Raw genomic sequence first — 16,874 nt, 5'->3', positions numbered from 1 at the left:
TCCCTGAATGCAACTTCCACAGGCTCGATTGCACTTTTCGCAGAAATTCATTTCCTTGTTAACTTTTAACTGGAGAGGCTCAATCCGGCGGAATACGAAGCATGCTATCGGTTCCTCCGGGAAACTGATTAATATATGAACCGTTCGCCGACCTGCTCCGCCCCAAGGAATCCCATGCCCACGTCCAGGACCTGGCCCGCTTCGCTGCGCGCGCTCCGTCACCGCAACTTCCGCCTGTATTTCCTGGGGCACGCCGTTTCCACCCTCGGCACCTGGATCCAGCAGGTGGCGCTCGCCTGGCTGGTCTACCGGCTCACCGACTCGGCCGCCCTGCTCGGCGTGACCACCTTCGCCGCACTCCTGCCGCAGCTGCTGGTCGGCCCGCTCGCCGGCGCCTGGATCGATCGTCACGACAAGAAGCGCCTGCTGGTCGGCACCCAGAGCCTGCTGGCGGTGCAGGCGCTGACATTGGCCGGGCTGACCGCCAGCGGGATGATCGGCCCGACGCTGATCGTCGCCATGTCGGCGCTGCTGGGGGTGCTGAATGCGGTGGACACGCCGCTGCGCCAGTCGCTGCTGAGCCGCTTCGTCGACGACCGCGACGACCTGCCCAACGCGCTGGCGCTGAACGCCACGCTGTTCACCTGCTCGCGCTTCATCGGCCCGCCGCTGGCCGGGCTGCTGCTGGCGATGGTCAGCGAGGCGACCTGCTTCGCGCTGAATGCCGCGTCCTACCTGGCGCTGGTCATCGGCCTGCTGCTGGTACGCCTGCCTCCGGCGAGCCGCGCCCGGGGCAGCATGGGACGGGTGTTCCGCGAGGGGTTGGACTACGCGCTGCAGACGCCCAACGTGCGGGTGATGATGCTCAGCGTACTGATGGTGAACCTGACGGCATCCAGCTACGCGGTGCTGCTGCCGGTCTTCGCCCGCGACATCTTCGCCGGCGACGCGCGGACCCTCGGCTGGCTGTGGGGCGCCGCCGGGCTCGGCTCGCTGCTGTCCTCGGTGTTCCTCGCCGCGCGGCAGAACGTCGGCGCCCTGCCCCGCAGCATCCTGCTGGCCGCCGTCGCCAGCGCCGCCGCCCTGCTCGCCTTCGCTGCCAGCCGCAACCTGCCGCTGTCGTTGCTGGCGATGGCCGTGCTCGGGTTCGGCGTGACGATCTGCAACGTCGGCACCAACATCATCCTGCAGGGCCAGGCGCCGGAGGAACTGCGCGGGCGGGTGGTGTCGCTCTACACCTCGACGCGCTTCGGCTTCGACGCCATCGGCGGCCTGCTCGCCGGGCTGATCGCGGCGAGCTTCGGCGGGCCCTGGGCGATGGCGCTGGCCGGCGCCCTGCTGCTGGGCTATTGCGCCTGGCTGTCGCTACGCCTCAGGCAGGCTCCGCAAGCTGGCGAGCGTTCCCAGCCCGCAGCATGAGGAAGGCCAGGAAGCAGCCGACCCCGGCGCTGCCCACCACCGCGCACATCGGCAGCGGCGTGCCGTTCGCCAGGGCGCCGACCAGCGCGCTGAGCCCAGCCCCCATGGCGAACTGCCCCGCCACCGCCAGGCCCGCCGCAGTGCCCGCCTGACGCGGGAACAGCGCCAGCAGGCTGGCCACGCAATTGGCGCCGAGCAGCCCGGTCACGCTGACATAGGCCAGCAGGCAGCCGGCGATCGCCGGCAGGCCGCCGACTCCGCTGCTGCCGCAGAGCAGCAGTCCGAGCCCGGCGAGCAGCGCCACCAGCGAACCGATACCAAGCATGCGCTGCGGCCCGAGCCGGCCGACCAGTCGCGCATTCAGCCAGGTCACCACGATGATTCCGCCGATGTTCATGCTGAACAGCCAGGCGTAGGTTCGCGGCGATACGCCGAAGAACTCGATGTAGACGAAGGGCGACGCGGTGATGAAGGCGAACATGCCGCCGAACGACAGGCCCATGCACAGCAGGTAACCGATGGCGCGCGGGTCGGTGGCGATGGTCCAGTAGGCGCGGAAGGCATCCGTCACGCTGCGGCCGCGACTGTCCGCCGGGTGCGTTTCCGGGATGTGCTGCGTCACCGCCAGCAGGCAGACCAGGGCGAACCCCAGCAGTGCGGCGAAGATCGCCCGCCACCCGGCGATGTCCGCCAGCAGACTGCCCAGCAGCGGTGCCACCAGCGTGGCGAACATGGTCACCAGATGCATCAGCGACAGCACCCGCGCCGCCTCGGCGAGGGGGAACAGGTCGCGGACGATGGCCCGCGCCAGCACGGCGGCGGCAGCCCCGCCCAGTGCCTGGACAAATCGCCAGAGGATCAGGCTGGTGGAACTGTCGGCCACGCTGCAGCCAACGGAAGCCAGCAGGTACAGCACGATCCCGCCAAGCAGCAACCGACGGCGGCCGAAACGATCCGACAGCGGGCCGTAGCCCAGCATGCCCAGGCACAGGCCGGCGAGGAACACGCTGATGGTCATCTGCACGTCGCTCTCCCCCGCGCCAAGGTCGCGGGCGATCAGCGGCAGGCTGGGCAGGTAGGTATCGATGGACAGCGGCGCGAAGGCCACCAGGGCGGCGAGCAGCGGAATGAGGCGTTGCGGCCTGGCAGGAATGGACATGAAAGGCTCCGGTAGAATCAGGCGGAGCGCAACGTTAACAAGTTAACGAAATATGGGAAAGCCGGTCAGCGCCAGGCCTCTTCCTTGTCGTCCGCCTTGCGCTGGCGATATTCCCCGGGCGCCATCCCGGCATTGCGGGTGAAGAAGCGGCTGAAGTAGGCCGGGTCCTTGAAGCCGAGGTGGTAGCAGATCTCGTTCACCGAGTTGCCGGTGAACAGCAAAAGACGCTTGGCCTCCTGCATCACCCGCTCGTGCACCAGGCGCTTGGACGGCAGCCCGGCCACGCGGCGGCAGATATCGTTGAGCCGCGCTTCGGTCACGCCGATCTGCCCGGCGTAGTCCGCCAGCGGCCAGTGCTCGGCGTAGTGCTCCTCGATCAGCGCGTTGAAGCGGTGGAAGAACTGCAGGTCGTCGTGCCGTGTCGGCTGTGCCTTGAGCGAGCGCGCGGAGAGCCGCAGCAGGCTGATGAAGATCAGCCGGGTCAGCGACGCCAGGCTCATCTCGCGCCCCGGCCGCGCCGAGCGGAATTCGTCGCGCAGCATCCCGAACAGGCGGTCGAGGCGCTCGATCTCCTCGCGGTAGGCCTCGTCCAGTTCGTCGAAGGCCACGCAGACCGCGGCGATACGCGGCCCGCCGGCGAGCCCCTGTTCCGGTTCGAGCAATGGCCAGAGCAGTTGCTGGCGCACCGTGAGCACGTGGCCGTCGGCGTCGGACTCGGTGACGAAGGCGTGCGGGATGGTCGGCGGGGTGAGGAAGAACAGCGGTCCCTGGCGGTGGTAGAGCTGCTCGTCGAGATAGACGCGCACCGAGCCGCTCTTCACGTAGTGCACCTGGAAGAAGCGGTCGTGCCGGTGCACCGGCATGTTGCGGCCGAAGAAGTCGGCGAGCTTGCCGAGCTCCTCGTAGTGCACCTCGGAATCGGCATAGCGCAGGTCGTAGACCTGGCCGATGTCGATGTTGGGAATGGGCGCGCGGGTGGCCATCGGGTTCGCTCTCCGGACGAGTGAATCAGTGCCCCGCGCGCCGACGGCTCAGGGCTTGACCTGCTTCAGGTCGTTGAGCAGCTCCAGCAGTCGGTCGAGCTTCTCCTGGCCGAACTGCTCCTGGATCTTCCGGTAGTTATCTTCCATGCCTTCGCTCATGGCGATGAAGCACTGCTGGCCCTTCTCCGTCAGGCAGACGTGCACGCGGCGCTGGTCCTGCTCGGACTTCCAGCGCCGCACGATGCCGTCGCGCTCCAGGCGCGACAGCACGCCGGTCATGCTCGGCTTGAGGATGCAGGCCTGGCTGGCCAACTGGTGGCTTTCCATCTCGCCCTGCTGGCGGAGGATGCGGATCACCCGCCACTGCTGCTCGGTGAGGTCGTGCTGGTTGAGCAGCGGACGGAAGAAGCCCATCACGGCCTCGCGGGCCTGCAGCAGGGTCAGGGCAAGGGAAGTACGGGTGGTTTTCATGTAGGCGGCGCTCGCATCCAAAGGCCCCGGGAATATTAGGATTTTAACCATCAACCCGGCCCGGCGGGCAAATCCCCCCACCCTTTCGCCGTGCCGGCCCGCGCGCCGTCATTCCCGGTCAAGCCGCTGGCAGCGTCGAACAATCCCTTAGTGCCATTTTTCCCGTTCAAATCCCGTTCGCAGGTCGCAGCATGAAGATTGCCGCTTGACCTTGATTAACATGTTAACTATAAACGTTTCCATGTTAACTAATTGCCTGCCGAAACACCGCCCCGGCAGAACAACGAATCCCCCAGATCAGGAGAGCACCATGCGCCGCGCAGTCAGCGAAGTCGCTCCAGGCACCCTGTTCGGCGTCGCGCTGAACTACCAGGGCTTGCTGGAAAGCCGTCTCGGCGAATTCAACCAGCCGCCGTACCAGAAGCCGCCGGTCAAGCCCGTGTTGTTCATCAAGACGCCAAACACCCGCAACGCCAACGGCGAGCCGGTGGTCTTCCCGTGCGACGTGCAACGCCTGCAGCCCGGCCCGGCCCTCGGCGTGGTGATCGGCAAAACTGCCAGCCGCGTCAGCGTCGACGACGCCATGCAGCACGTGGCCGGCTACGTCATCGTCAACGAGTTCAGCCTGCCGGAAGACAGCTACTACCGCCCGGCGGTGAAGGCCAAGTGCCGCGACGGCTTCTGCCCCATCGGCCCGGAAGTGGTCGGCGCCGACGCGATCGCCGATCCGCACGCCCTCACCCTGAAGCTGTTCGTCAACGGCGAGCTGCGCCAGCAGAACAGCACCGCCAACCTGGTGCGCAGCATTCCCCGGCTAATCGCCGAGATCAGCGAATTCATGACCCTGCACGAAGGCGACGTACTGATCACCGGGACCCCGGAAGGCCGTGTCGACGTGCAGCCCGGCGACCGCGTGGAAGTCGAGATCGACGGCCTTGGCCGTCTCGTCAGCAACGTGGTAGCGGAGTAAGGAGCCAGCCATGAAACACGCACGCATCCGCTACCAGGGCGAAACCTTCGCCGTCACCGTGGAAGACGGCAACGCCGTCCGCCTGCCCGATGGCCGCCTGCTCGCCGAGTCCCAGGTGGAATGGCTGCCGCCGGCCAGCGGCAGCATGTTCGCCCTCGGCCTGAACTACGCCGACCACGCCGCCGAACTGTCCTTCAAGGCGCCCACCGAGCCGCTGGCGTTCATCAAGTCCCGGGGCACCTACACCGGTCACAACCAGGTCACCTGGCGCCCGGACGACGTCGCCTACATGCACTACGAGTGCGAACTGGTGGCGGTGATCGGCAAGCCGGCGCGCAACGTCAGGCGCGAGGACGCGCTGGACTACCTGGCCGGCTACACGGTGTGCAACGACTACGCGATCCGCGACTTCCTGGAGAACTACTACCGGCCCAACCTGCGGGTGAAGAACCGCGACGCCACCACTCCGGTCGGCCCGTGGATCGTCGACACCGCCGACGTGCCGGACCCGTCCAGGCTCACCCTGCGCACCTGGGTGAACGGCGAGCTCAGGCAGGAAGGCACCACCGCGGACATGATCTTCGACATCCCCTACCTGATCGAATATTTCTCCAGCTTCATGATCCTGCAGCCGGGCGACATGATCGCCACCGGCACGCCGGAAGGCCTGGCCGACGTGGTGCCGGGCGATGAAGTGGTGGTGGAAGTGGAAGGCGTCGGCCGTCTGGTCAACCGAATCGTCAGTGAGGCCGAGTTCTTCGCGAACCGCGCCGGCCAGTAATGAATAGAGGCAACAGCAGCATGATCAAGCACTGGATCAACGGCCGCGAGGTCGAAAGCAAGGAAGTCTTCGAAACCATCAACCCGGCCACCACCGAAGTGATCGCCGAAGTCGCCAGCGGCGGCGCGGAAGAGATCGCCATGGCCGTCGCCGCGGCGAAGGAAGCCTTCCCGAAATGGGCCGCCACCCCGGCCAGGGAACGCGCCAGGCTGATGCGCAAGCTCGGTGAACTGATCGACCAGAACGTACCGAACCTGGCCGAGCTGGAAACCCTGGACACCGGCCTGCCGATCCACCAGACGCGCAACGTGCTGATCCCGCGCGCTTCGCACAACTTCGAATTCTTCGCCGAAGTCTGCACACGCATGGACGGCCACAGCTACCCGGTCGACGACCAGATGCTCAACTACACCCTGTACCAGCCGGTGGGCGTGTGTGGCCTGGTGTCGCCGTGGAACGTGCCGTTCATGACCGCCACCTGGAAGACCGCGCCGTGCCTGGCGCTGGGCAACACCGCGGTGCTGAAGATGTCCGAGCTGTCGCCCTTGACCGCCAACGAACTGGGCCGCCTGGCGCTGGAAGCCGGCATCCCGGCCGGCGTGCTGAACGTGGTGCAAGGCTACGGCGCCACCGCTGGCGACGCCCTGGTCCGCCACCCGGACGTGCGCGCGATCTCCTTCACCGGCGGCACCGCCACCGGCCGCAGGATCATGCAGACCGCCGGCCTGAAGAAGTACTCCATGGAACTGGGCGGCAAGTCGCCTGTGCTGATCTTCGATGACGCCGACCTCGACCGCGCCCTGGATGCCGCGCTGTTCACCATCTTCTCGCTGAACGGTGAACGCTGCACCGCCGGCAGCCGGATCTTCATCCAGGAGAGCGTGTACGACCAGTTCGTCGCCGAGTTCGCCGCCCGCGCCAGGCGCCTGATCGTCGGCGACCCGCAGGACCCGAAGACCCAGGTCGGCTCGATGATCACCCAGGCCCACTACGACAAGGTCACCGGCTACATCCGCATCGGCATCGAGGAAGGCGCCACCCTCCTCGCCGGCGGCCTGGAGCGTCCGGCCAACCTGCCGGCGCACCTCGCCCGCGGCCAGTTCATCCAGCCCACCGTGTTCGCCGACGTGGACAACCGCATGCGCATCGCCCAGGAAGAAATCTTCGGCCCGGTGGTGTGCCTGATGAAGTTCAAGGACGAGGCCGAAGCGCTGCGCCTGGCCAACGACACCGAATACGGCCTGGCCTCCTACATCTGGACCCAGGACATCGGCAAGGCCCACCGCCTGGCTCGTGGCATCGAGGCCGGCATGGTCTTCATCAACAGCCAGAACGTCCGCGACCTGCGCCAGCCGTTCGGCGGCGTGAAGGGTTCCGGCACCGGCCGCGAAGGCGGCGAATACAGCTTCGAGGTGTTCGCCGAGGTGAAGAACGTCTGCATCTCCATGGGCAGCCACCACATTCCGCGCTGGGGCGTATGAAGCACGGCGCATGATAGAGCGATCAGCAAAGGTCGCCGCCATTACCCGCGTGCATTCATAAACACAATGAACAGGGCGTCACCCCGGATGGTGGCGCCCGACGCCAGGAGAATCACCATGGGCAAAGTCGCTCTTGCAGCAAAGATCACCCACGTCCCTTCGATGTACCTCTCCGAACTGCCCGGCACGCGCCAGGGTTGCCGCCAGTCTGCGATCGACGGCCACCGCGAGATCGGCCGCCGCTGCCGGGAGCTGGGGGTGGACACCATCGTGGTGTTCGACACCCACTGGCTGGTCAACGCCGGTTACCACATCAACTGCGCTCCGCACTTCCAGGGCCTCTACACCAGCAACGAGTTGCCGCACTTCATCGCCAACATGGAGTACGAGTTCCCCGGTAACCCGGAACTCGGCCGCATTCTCGCCAAGGGCTGCAATGACATGGGCGTGGATGTGCTCGCCCACGACGCCACCACCCTCAGCCCCGAATACGGCACCCTGGTCCCCATGCGCTACATGAACGAAGACCGGCACTTCAAGGTGATCTCGGTCTCGGCGCTGTGCACCGTGCATTACCTCAACGACAGCGCGCGGCTCGGCTGGGCCATGCGCAAGGCCGTGGAAGAGCACTACGACGGCACCGTCGCCTTCCTCGCCAGCGGCTCGCTGTCCCACCGTTTCGCCCAGAACGGCCAGGCACCGGAATTCGCCGACCGCATCTGGAGCCCATTCCTCGAAGTCCTCGATCACCAGGTGGTGGAGATGTGGCAGCAGGGCCGCTGGCAGGAGTTCTGCGGGATGCTCCCGGAATACGCCGCCAAGGGCCACGGCGAGGGATTCATGCATGACACCGCGATGCTTCTCGGCGCGCTCGGCTGGTCGAACTACGACGCGAAGGCGGAAGTGGTGACGCCTTACTTCGGTTCCTCCGGCACCGGCCAGATCAACGCCATCTTCCCGGTCACTCCGCAGGACGGCTCGGCGATTCCAGCCGCCCAGGCGTCGAATCCCGGGGCGAATCCTTCCGCAAGCCGCCTCTGAGGAGTCGCTCATGCCGCACTTCATCGCCGAATACACGCACAACATCGCCGAAGAGGCCGATCTCCCGGGCCTCTTCGAAAAGGTCCATGCCTATCTCGGCAGCAGCGGGGTCTTCCCCCTGGGCGGCATTCGCAGCCGTGCCATGCGCCTCGACACCTGGCGCATGGCCGACGGCAAGCACGACTACGCGTTCGTCCATATGACGCTCAAGGTGGGCGCCGGCCGTGACCTGGAAACCCGCCGCAAGGTCGCCGAGGAACTGTTCGAGGTGATCACCGCGCACTTCGCCGAACTCCAGGCCAGGCGTCTGCTGGCGCTGTCGTTCGAGATGACCGAGCTGCACGCCGAGCTCAACTTCAAGCAGAACAACGTCCACGCGTTCCTCAAGGACCAGGCGAGCTGAGCACAGAGCCCATCCGCCCTCACTGCACTCACACACAAGAAGCATAAGACCATGAGTCCAGCCATCCCCGTGAACACCATCAATCTGTCCGTCAACGACAACATCCACAGGAGGATCACCTGGCGGCTGATGCCGCTATTGCTGGTCTGCTACATCTTCGCTCACCTCGACCGCATCAACATCGGCTTCGCCAAGCTGCAGATGAGCGGCGACCTGCACTTCAGCGAAACCGTCTATGGCCTCGGCGCCGGCCTGTTCTTCGTTGCCTATGCCATCTTCGGGGTGCCCAGCAACCTGATGCTGGAGCGCGTCGGCCCGCGCCGCTGGATCGCCATCCTGATGGTGACCTGGGGCCTGCTTTCCACCGCCATGCTGCAGGTCACCAGCGCCGAAGGCTTCTATACCCTGCGCCTGCTTCTCGGCGTGGCCGAGGCCGGTTTCTTCCCCGGCATCCTGGTCTACATCAACCGCTGGTTCCCGGCTCATCGCCGCGGCCAGGTGACCGCGCTGTTCGCCATTGCCGTGCCCATGGCCGGCGTGATCGGCGGGCCACTGTCGGGCTGGATTCTCGACGGCTTCCACGACTTCCTCGGCCTGCGCGGCTGGCAGTGGATGTTCCTCATCGAGGGTCTGCCGGTGGCCCTGCTCGGCATCCTGGTCTGGTGCAAGCTGCCGGAGAGCTTCGAGCAGGTCGGCTGGCTCAGCGACGAGCAGAAAGCCGGGCTGCGCAGCCAGATGAGCAGCGAGGAACAACGCAAGTCGATCACCTCGTTCTCCGGCATTCTCCGCGACGGCCATGTCTGGCTGATGGTGGCGATCTACTTCGCGGTGATGCTCGCGGTGAACACCATCGCCTTCTGGATGCCCAGCCTGATCCACACCTCCGGCATCGCCCAGGACAGCCGCATCGGCATGCTCAGCGCCATCCCCTACCTGGCCGGCTGCATCTTCATGGTCGCCCTCGGCCGCTCTTCCGACCGCCGCCGCGAACGCCGCTGGCACCTCTGCGTGCCGCTGCTGATGTCGGCCATCGGCCTGGTCGCCGTAGCCCTGATGCCGCAGAACGCGCTGCTGGTGATGGCCGGGCTGATCGTCGCCGGCATGGGCGCCAGTGCTGCGCTGCCGATGTTCTGGCAACTGCCGCCGGCCTTCCTCGCCGACCGCACCCAGGCCGCCGGCATCGCGCTGATCAGTTCGTTCGGCAGCATCGCCTCGTTCCTCGCGCCCTACCTGATCGGCTGGATGCGCGACACCACCCAGAGCGCCAGCCTCGCCCTCTACCTGCTGGCCGCGCTCATCACCCTCGGCGGCCTGCTGGTCCTGAAAGCCCCGGCCGCAGTGGTCAACCCCCGTTAAGAGAAAGCCGTCATGCTCGACCAGAACCTCATCCAGCAAGCCGCCGCCCGCCTCGACGCCGCCGAGCGCGAGCGCACCCAGGTGCGCCAGTTCTCCCTGGACTACCCGGAGATCACCATCGAGGACGCCTACGCCATCCAGCGCGCCTGGGTGGCGCAGAAGATCGCCGACGGGCGCAGGCTGATCGGCCACAAGATCGGCCTGACCTCGCGCGCCATGCAGGTGTCCTCCAACATCACCGAGCCGGACTATGGCGCACTGCTGGACGACATGGTCTTCGAGGAAGGCAGCGACATCCCCTTCCAGCGCTTCATCGTGCCGCGCGTGGAAGTGGAGCTGGCGTTCATCCTCGGCAAGCCGCTGCGCGGACCGAACTGCACCGTCTTCGATGTGCTCGACGCCACCGAATGGGTGATCCCGGCGCTGGAGATCATCGACGCGCGCATCCAGCAGGTCGACCCGGACACCAGGGTCACTCGCAAGGTCTTCGACACCATCTCCGACAACGCCGCCAACGCCGGCATCGTCATGGGCGGCCGCGCCGTGCGCCCGACCGAGCTCGACCTCCGTCGCGTACCGGCGATCCTCTACCGCAACGGCGTGATCGAGGAGTCCGGCGTCTCCGCCGCGGTGCTCAACCACCCGGCGAAAGGCGTGGCCTGGCTGGCGAACAAGCTGGCGCCCTACGACGTCACCCTGGAAGCCGGGCAGATCATCCTCGGCGGCTCCTTCACCCGCCCGGTCGCCGCGGCGCCCGGCGACACATTCCACGTCGACTACGACCAGCTCGGCAGCATCGCCTGCCGGTTCATTTGAGGCGGCAGGCGATGCTGCAGGCGACAGGCAAGAGCGCTCTTCGCCTGCAGCCTGTCGCCTGAAGCCCTGGGAGACCCCCATGTTCATCAATCATTTCAAGGCTCGCCTGCAGTCCGGCGAAGCGCAGATCGGCCTCTGGCTCGGCCTGGCCGATCCCTACTGCGCCGAGCTGGCCGCCAACGCCGGCTTCGACTGGCTGCTGATCGACGGCGAACACGCGCCCAACGACCTGCGCAGCCTGCTCGGCCAGCTGCAGGCGGTGGCGCCCTACCCCAGCCACCCGATCATCCGCCCGGTGCTTGGCGATACCGCGCTGATCAAGCAACTGCTCGACATCGGCGCCCAGACCCTGCTGGTGCCCATGGTGGAAAGCGCCGAACAGGCCGCCGAACTGGTCCGCGCCATGCGCTACCCGCCCTTCGGCGTCCGCGGCGTCGGCAGCGCCCTGGCCCGCGCCTCGCGCTGGAACAGCATCCCCGGCTACTTGGACAAGGCTGACGAGCAAATGTGCCTGCTGGTGCAGATCGAGAACCTCGAAGGCCTGGCCAACCTCGACTCCATCGTCGCCGTCGAAGGTGTCGACGGCGTCTTCATCGGCCCCGCCGACCTCAGCGCCGCCATGGGCCACCGCGGCAATCCCGGTCACCCCGAAGTGCAAGCCGCCATCGAGGACGCCATCACCCGCATCCGCGCCGCCGGCAAGGCCGCCGGCATCCTCATGGCCGACGAGAAGCTGGCCCGCCGCTATATCGAGCTGGGCGCGGCGTTCGTCGCGGTGGGGGTCGATACCACGGTGCTGATGCGCGGTCTGCAGGCGCTGGCCGGGCGCTTCAAGGATGCGCCGACGGCTGCGGCGGCAAGCGGCGGCGTTTACGGATAAGCCGGACGCGTGCCGGGGATTCGCGAGCAAGCTCGCTCCTACGAGAAGCGCGACTGCCCTGTAGGAGCGAGCTTGCTCGCGAACGATCGTCCCGGCAGCTCATGGCAATGGCGACCTCGCCACTTCCCCTCGTTATCTGATTGACAACAACAAGAACCCAGGGACGAACAATGATCCAGGCACACTTCCCCTCCCGCGTCCTTTGCTATTCGGCACTCGGCGCCACGCTTCTCCCCTTCGCCGCCCAGGCGGATTTCATCGACGACAGCAGCGCTAACCTCGACCTGCGCAACTTCTACCAGCTACGCGACTTCCGTCAGACGACCGCTCCACAGTCCCAGGCCGGCAACTGGTCCCAGGGATTCGTCCTGCGCGTGCAATCGGGCTTCACCGATGGTCCGCTCGGCTTCGGCCTGGATGCCATGGGTCTGCTGGGCGTGAAGCTGGATTCGGGACGCGGGCGCAGCAACGACGGCACCCTGCCCTTCGGCCCGACCTCCCGCGAGCCTGTCGACGACTACAGCCATGCCGGGGTGACCGCCAAGGCGCGTTATTCGAAGACGTTGCTGAACCTGGGCATTCTCACGCCGCAGTTGCCGGTGGTGTTCCGCGACGACACACGCCTGCTGCCGCAGACCTTCGACGGCGCGATGCTGACCTCGAATGAAATCGACCGGTTGACGCTGACCGCCGGCCAGCTGTGGAAGTCGCGCACCCGCGAATCGGCCGGCAGCGACGACATGTACATCATGGGGCGCAGCAAGGCATTCGCCAGCGACGAGTTCAACCTCGGCGGCGCGAGCTACGCCTTCACCCCCGACTTCACCGCCAGCTACTACTATGCCCAGCTGCAGGGCATCTACCAGCAGCAGTACCTGGGGCTGGTGCACACGCTGCCGCTGGGCGAAGGCCTGTCGCTGCGCAGCGACCTGCGCTACTTCGACAGCAGCAAGGACGGCGCCGCCATTTCCGGTCCGGTGGACAACCGCAACTTCAACGGCATGCTGACCCTCAAGGCCGGGGCGCATGCGTTCAGCGCGGCCTACCAGAAGATGATCGGCAGCGACGCCTTCCCGACACTGAACGGCTACACCACGCCCTACGTGCACAACCTGATGACCATCCAGACCTTCACCCGGCCGCAGGAGAAGTCCTGGCAACTGCGCTACGACTACGACTTCGCCGCACTCGGCGTGCCGGGGCTCAGCCTGATGACCCGCTACACCAACGGGGACGATATAGATCGCGGCGCCGGCAAGGCCGACGACAGCGAATGGGAGCGCGATACCGACCTGGCCTATGTGGTCCAGAGCGGCCCGTTCAAGGATGTCTCGTTCAAGTGGCGCAATGCCGCCTATCGCAGCCGCTACAGCGGCGACATCGACGAGAACCGCTTCATCGTCAATTACACGCTCAAGCTCTGGTAACGACACCAGAGCGGTTTTCCACCAGGCTCCTGCCCGGGATTCGCGGGCAAGCTCGCTCCTGCGCGAAACGCGACATTGGCGTGTAGGAGCCAGCTTGCTGGCGATCAAATGTCTCCTCTGTACACAGCGGTGCCGGCCGATACCTCGGATCGCCAGCAAGCTGGCTCCTACAGGACCGGCATGGACCGTACCATCGATCCACCGGCCGCGATGGCCCGGTTCAGGGCCTCAACCCCTTCACCTCCCCCAGCAGTTCGATCAGCGTCGTCAGCTTTTCCTCGCCAAGCTGCTCCTGGATGCGCCGATAGTTGCGCTCCATCTCCACGCTCATCGACTGGAAGCACGCCTCGCCCTTCTCCGCCAGGCTGACCATCACCCGCCGCTGGTCCTCCGCCAGCTTGCGCCGGCGCACCATGCCGTCGCGCTCCAGGCGGGCCAGCACGCCGCTCATGCTCGGCCTGAGGATGCAGGCCAGGTGGGCCAGCTGGTGGCTTTCCAGTTCGCCGTGCTGGCGCAGCAGGCAGATCACCCGCCATTGCTGTTCGGTCAGGCCGTGCAGGTTGAGCTGGGGGCGGAAGAAGCGCATGGCCGCTTCGCGGGCCTGCAGCAGGGAAAGGGTCAGGGAGATACGGCGGGTAGGCATCTGGGACGGGCACGCAATTCATGAGTTCCGGAATCTTTTCCGCATTCAATCCTCGGCCCGGAAAAAATGCATGTGCGAGCCTGCCATTCGTTTGCACCAGCGTGCCGCAGTGCAGCGCCGGTCAGCGAATACCCCGGCACTGGCTGTCAGCATGAGTCAAGAATGCGGGCAGTCAGGGTCAAGACAGCAGCCATCGCCCGGCCGCCTAATAGCGCCATACCGCTGGAGCTTCCAGCCCCCCAATCACCGCTTCAGGCCGCAGTCATGATCAACATCGAGACGCCCACCTACTACACCGTCACCAAGAAGTACGACCTCGGCTTCCCGTCGCTGGAAGCCGATCTGGAGGCCGACGTCGTCGTGATCGGCGGTGGCTTCTCCGGCATCAACACCGCGCTGGAGCTGGCCGAGAAAGGCATCGCCAACATCGTCGTGCTGGAAGCGCGCCACCTGGGCTTCGGCGGCACCGGGCGCAACGGCGGGCAGATCATGGCCGGCATCGGCCACGACCTGGAGAAGATCAGGAAGGACGTTGGCGAGGACGGCCTGCGCGCGATCTTCGAGATCAGCGACATGGGCGCCGACATCATCAAGGGCCGCATCGAGAAGTACGGCATCGACGCCGACTTCTGCCACGGATACGGCTACATGGGCTTCAACGCCCGCCAGGCGAAGACCCTGCGCGCCTGGGAGCGCGAGTTCAAGTCGCTCAACTCCAGGCACGAGATCCGTTACCTGGACGGTTCCGAAGTGCGCCAGATCATCGGCTCCGATGCCTACGGCGGCGCCCTGCTGCACATGGGCGGCGGCCACGTGCATTCGCTGAACCTGCTGCTCGGCGAGGCCAGGGCGCTGGCCAGCCACGGCGTGAAGATCTTCGAATACAGCCCGGCGCTGGAAGTGCAGTACGGCGAACGCATCACCGTGCGCACCGCCAAGGGTTCGGTGAAGGCCAGCAAGCTGCTGTGGGCCTGCGACAGCTTCCTCGACAAGCTGGAGCCCGAGCTGCACCGCACCACCATCAACACCTACGCCTTCCAGATGATGACCGAGCCGCTGCCGGATGAACTGATCCAGCGGATCAGCCCGATTCGCGGCGCCTACAGCGACATCCGCCCGGTCATCGACTACTACCGCGTGACCAACGAGAACCGCCTGCTGTTCGGCGCCGCCACGCCCTTCATCGAGCGCATCCCCGGCGACCTCAAGGCCTGGAACCGCAAGCTGATGCTGAAGATCTTCCCGTACCTCGACAACGTGAAGATCGACCTCGCCTGGGGCGGGCCGATGGCCTGCAGCCCCAACCTGTTCCCGCAGATCGGCACCCTGCCGGGCCGGCCGAACGCCTTCTTCGTGCAGGGCTACTCCGGCTTCGGCGTCACCCCCAGCCACATCATCTGCAAGGTGCTGGCCGAGGGCATGAGCGAAGGCTCCGCGCGCTACGACCTGATCAGCTCGGTGCGGCGCATCCCGGTCCATGGCAAGGACCAGTTCCGCCCGCTGCTGCTCAGCGCCGGCAAGACCTGGCACCAGGTTTCCGGCTACTGGAGCGGCCGCCGCTGATTCGACATTTTCATTCCCCTGTCAGGAGACACCCACATGGCACTCATCAACATCAAGAACGGCACCAACCTCGACGAACTGGACGCCTGGGGCACCGTGGCCGACCTGGGCTCGGAGATCCTCGAAGGCGAACTGAAGTGCTTCGGCAAGATGACCTTCGGCGCACCGACCGACCCGGTCAGCTCGGCCTACTTCGGCACCACCAGGGGCAAGTTCCGCATGACCTACCCGTTCAGCGAGCAGGCCACCGTGGTCAGCGGCGAACTGCTGCTGACCGACGAATCCACCGGCCAGACCACCCGCTACAAGGCCGGCGACAGCTGGTTCGTCACCAAGGGCACCCCGGTGCTCTGGGAAGTGCTCAGCGACAGCTTCGTCAAGCACTACTACGCGGTCGCCTGATCGCCATAGCCAGCCCCCGCGCCGGGGCTGGCTCACGCAATACGGCATGTCATGCATGCTGGCGCAGAATCTCCGCGGTGACCTCACGCAGGATCTGCAGCACGACGCCCAGCGTTTCGGGCTGCGGATCGGCCGGATACACCAGATAGGCCGGCAGCCGGAAGTCCGGCGCATCGGGATGCCGATGCAGCTGCCCTGCGTCCAGCGCCTGCCTGACCAGGCGCAGAGGGAAATACCCGGCGCCGCCGTAAGCCAGGATGTGGGTTAGGCCCAGCCAGCCGATATTGGCGCTCAGTCCGGCGCCGAGAAAATCGGGAAAGGCGGCACTGTGCCTGCTGGCGAACTCCGGCCCCCAGTCGATGTACACATAGTCTTCACCGGGCGGGCTGCGGGCGTCGGCGCTGGTGGACACATACACCAGCTGTTCTTCCAGCAGCGGTTCGACCACCAGCCCCGGCCGGCTCTGGGGTGTGTACATCACGCCGATGTTAGTGCGCCCCTCCACCAGCCCCTGGATGAGTTCATCCTCGAAGGCCATCTCGGCGCGAATGGCGATATCAGGCACCGCCCTGCGGATGCGCGGCAGGCAGGCGAACAGCAGATCGTCCCAGAGCCCGAAACGTCCGCCGATGGTCACCGACGCCCGGAAGCCCAGGGCCACGCCGATGTCCTGGCGGGCACGTTCCACCGTGCGCACCAGCGTGGTGGCGAAGGGATGGAAGGACCTGCCGGCCGGGGTGAGGGTCGTGCCGGCCTTGTTGCGCACGAACAGGCTGCAACCGAGCTGTTCCTCCAGTGCGGCGATCCTGGCGCTGACGGTCGATTGCGTGACGAACAGCCGCGAGGCGGCATTGCGGAAGTTTCCCGCCGCGATGACGGTGAGAAAGGTCCGGGCAAGTTCGGTATCCATGGGCTGCAATCCCCTCGCTCGTGATCAGGCGTGGCAGTGCCGGCATTCGCCGAAATGGATTCGATATCACCGATATTTACGGCCAATTTTTATCGTTATTCAAATGCATCCGGGCGGCGTAGCGTCGGAGATGACATCCGCAAAGGGCTTCTGCCGAGGTGATCAAGAT

The 16,874-nt window shown here is 66.1% G+C and carries 17 protein-coding genes; 12 read left to right on the top strand and 5 right to left on the bottom strand.

Annotated features, from left to right (window positions below; genetic code table 11):
• Positions 1–174 precede the first annotated feature (174 nt).
• The gene (locus tag BLR75_RS06580) at positions 175–1,419 is read left to right on the top strand and encodes an MFS transporter (RefSeq protein ID WP_084314309.1); all 1,245 of its coding nucleotides are present in this window, start codon (positions 175–177) and stop codon (positions 1,417–1,419) included.
• Here the strand turns inward: BLR75_RS06580 and BLR75_RS06575 are convergent.
• From BLR75_RS06575 to hpaR (BLR75_RS06565), 3 genes are all read right to left on the bottom strand, one after another.
• Positions 1,373–2,578: a Bcr/CflA family multidrug efflux MFS transporter gene (locus tag BLR75_RS06575; RefSeq protein WP_084314308.1), complete on the bottom strand. Its 1,206-nt coding sequence runs from the start codon at positions 2,576–2,578 to the stop codon at positions 1,373–1,375. The two genes, BLR75_RS06580 and BLR75_RS06575, sit on opposite strands and share 47 nt — an antisense overlap.
• Positions 2,579–2,643: 65 nt before the next feature.
• A complete protein-coding gene (hpaA, locus tag BLR75_RS06570) occupies positions 2,644–3,561 on the bottom strand; it encodes a 4-hydroxyphenylacetate catabolism regulatory protein HpaA (protein ID WP_084314307.1) in 918 nt (305 codons plus the stop codon).
• Between the two features lie 48 nt (positions 3,562–3,609).
• Positions 3,610–4,032: a homoprotocatechuate degradation operon regulator HpaR gene (gene hpaR, locus BLR75_RS06565; RefSeq protein WP_084314368.1), complete on the bottom strand. Its 423-nt coding sequence runs from the start codon at positions 4,030–4,032 to the stop codon at positions 3,610–3,612.
• A 310-nt stretch (positions 4,033–4,342) separates the two neighbouring features.
• Here hpaR (BLR75_RS06565) and BLR75_RS06560 point away from each other — a divergent pair, with 310 nt between their 5' ends.
• The 9 genes from BLR75_RS06560 to BLR75_RS06520 all read left to right on the top strand — a co-directional run bounded on the left by BLR75_RS06560 (position 4,343) and on the right by BLR75_RS06520 (position 13,187).
• Entirely contained in the window at positions 4,343–5,002 is a 660-nt protein-coding gene (locus BLR75_RS06560) for a fumarylacetoacetate hydrolase family protein (protein WP_084314306.1), read from the top strand.
• A 10-nt stretch (positions 5,003–5,012) separates the two neighbouring features.
• Positions 5,013–5,783 carry a fumarylacetoacetate hydrolase family protein gene (locus BLR75_RS06555; RefSeq protein ID WP_084314305.1) on the top strand — a complete coding sequence of 257 codons (771 nt, stop codon included), beginning with the start codon at positions 5,013–5,015 and terminating at the stop codon, positions 5,781–5,783.
• A gap of 20 nt (positions 5,784–5,803) precedes the next feature.
• Positions 5,804–7,264: a 5-carboxymethyl-2-hydroxymuconate semialdehyde dehydrogenase gene (gene hpaE, locus BLR75_RS06550; RefSeq protein WP_084314304.1), complete on the top strand. Its 1,461-nt coding sequence runs from the start codon at positions 5,804–5,806 to the stop codon at positions 7,262–7,264.
• Between the two features lie 117 nt (positions 7,265–7,381).
• Positions 7,382–8,305, top strand: coding sequence for a 3,4-dihydroxyphenylacetate 2,3-dioxygenase (hpaD, locus tag BLR75_RS06545; protein WP_084314303.1), 924 nt, complete (start codon positions 7,382–7,384; stop codon positions 8,303–8,305).
• 10 nt (positions 8,306–8,315) lie between these two features.
• On the top strand, positions 8,316–8,708 hold the full coding sequence (locus BLR75_RS06540; RefSeq protein WP_084314302.1) for a 5-carboxymethyl-2-hydroxymuconate Delta-isomerase: 393 nt from the start codon (positions 8,316–8,318) through the stop codon (positions 8,706–8,708).
• Positions 8,709–8,759: 51 nt separating this feature from the next.
• Positions 8,760–10,064: an MFS transporter gene (locus BLR75_RS06535; RefSeq protein ID WP_084314301.1), complete on the top strand. Its 1,305-nt coding sequence runs from the start codon at positions 8,760–8,762 to the stop codon at positions 10,062–10,064.
• A 12-nt stretch (positions 10,065–10,076) separates the two neighbouring features.
• Positions 10,077–10,880 carry a 2-oxo-hept-4-ene-1,7-dioate hydratase gene (hpaH, locus tag BLR75_RS06530; RefSeq protein ID WP_084314300.1) on the top strand — a complete coding sequence of 268 codons (804 nt, stop codon included), beginning with the start codon at positions 10,077–10,079 and terminating at the stop codon, positions 10,878–10,880.
• Between the two features lie 79 nt (positions 10,881–10,959).
• Positions 10,960–11,760 carry a 4-hydroxy-2-oxoheptanedioate aldolase gene (gene hpaI / locus BLR75_RS06525; protein ID WP_084314299.1) on the top strand — a complete coding sequence of 267 codons (801 nt, stop codon included), beginning with the start codon at positions 10,960–10,962 and terminating at the stop codon, positions 11,758–11,760.
• Positions 11,761–11,930: 170 nt separating this feature from the next.
• On the top strand, positions 11,931–13,187 hold the full coding sequence (locus BLR75_RS06520; protein WP_084314298.1) for an OprD family porin: 1,257 nt from the start codon (positions 11,931–11,933) through the stop codon (positions 13,185–13,187).
• 220 nt (positions 13,188–13,407) lie between these two features.
• On the opposite strand, the gene hpaR (BLR75_RS06515) is transcribed toward BLR75_RS06520, so the two are convergent.
• On the bottom strand, positions 13,408–13,830 hold the full coding sequence (gene hpaR / locus BLR75_RS06515) for a homoprotocatechuate degradation operon regulator HpaR (RefSeq protein WP_084314297.1): 423 nt from the start codon (positions 13,828–13,830) through the stop codon (positions 13,408–13,410).
• 264 nt (positions 13,831–14,094) lie between these two features.
• On the opposite strand from hpaR (BLR75_RS06515), the gene BLR75_RS06510 reads away from it, so the two are divergent.
• Both BLR75_RS06510 and BLR75_RS06505 read left to right on the top strand, forming a co-directional pair.
• Positions 14,095–15,393 carry an NAD(P)/FAD-dependent oxidoreductase gene (locus BLR75_RS06510; RefSeq protein WP_084314296.1) on the top strand — a complete coding sequence of 433 codons (1,299 nt, stop codon included), beginning with the start codon at positions 14,095–14,097 and terminating at the stop codon, positions 15,391–15,393.
• Positions 15,394–15,429: 36 nt separating this feature from the next.
• On the top strand, positions 15,430–15,795 hold the full coding sequence (locus tag BLR75_RS06505) for a cupin domain-containing protein (protein ID WP_084314295.1): 366 nt from the start codon (positions 15,430–15,432) through the stop codon (positions 15,793–15,795).
• A 49-nt stretch (positions 15,796–15,844) separates the two neighbouring features.
• Here the strand turns inward: BLR75_RS06505 and BLR75_RS06500 are convergent, their stop codons facing one another.
• Positions 15,845–16,705 carry a LysR family transcriptional regulator gene (locus tag BLR75_RS06500; protein ID WP_084314294.1) on the bottom strand — a complete coding sequence of 287 codons (861 nt, stop codon included), beginning with the start codon at positions 16,703–16,705 and terminating at the stop codon, positions 15,845–15,847.
• Positions 16,706–16,874: the final 169 nt, after the last annotated feature.

Source organism: Pseudomonas jinjuensis (assembly GCF_900103845.1).
Lineage (GTDB): Bacteria > Pseudomonadota > Gammaproteobacteria > Pseudomonadales > Pseudomonadaceae > Pseudomonas > Pseudomonas jinjuensis.
This window is presented reverse-complemented; position numbering and strand designations above follow the sequence as displayed.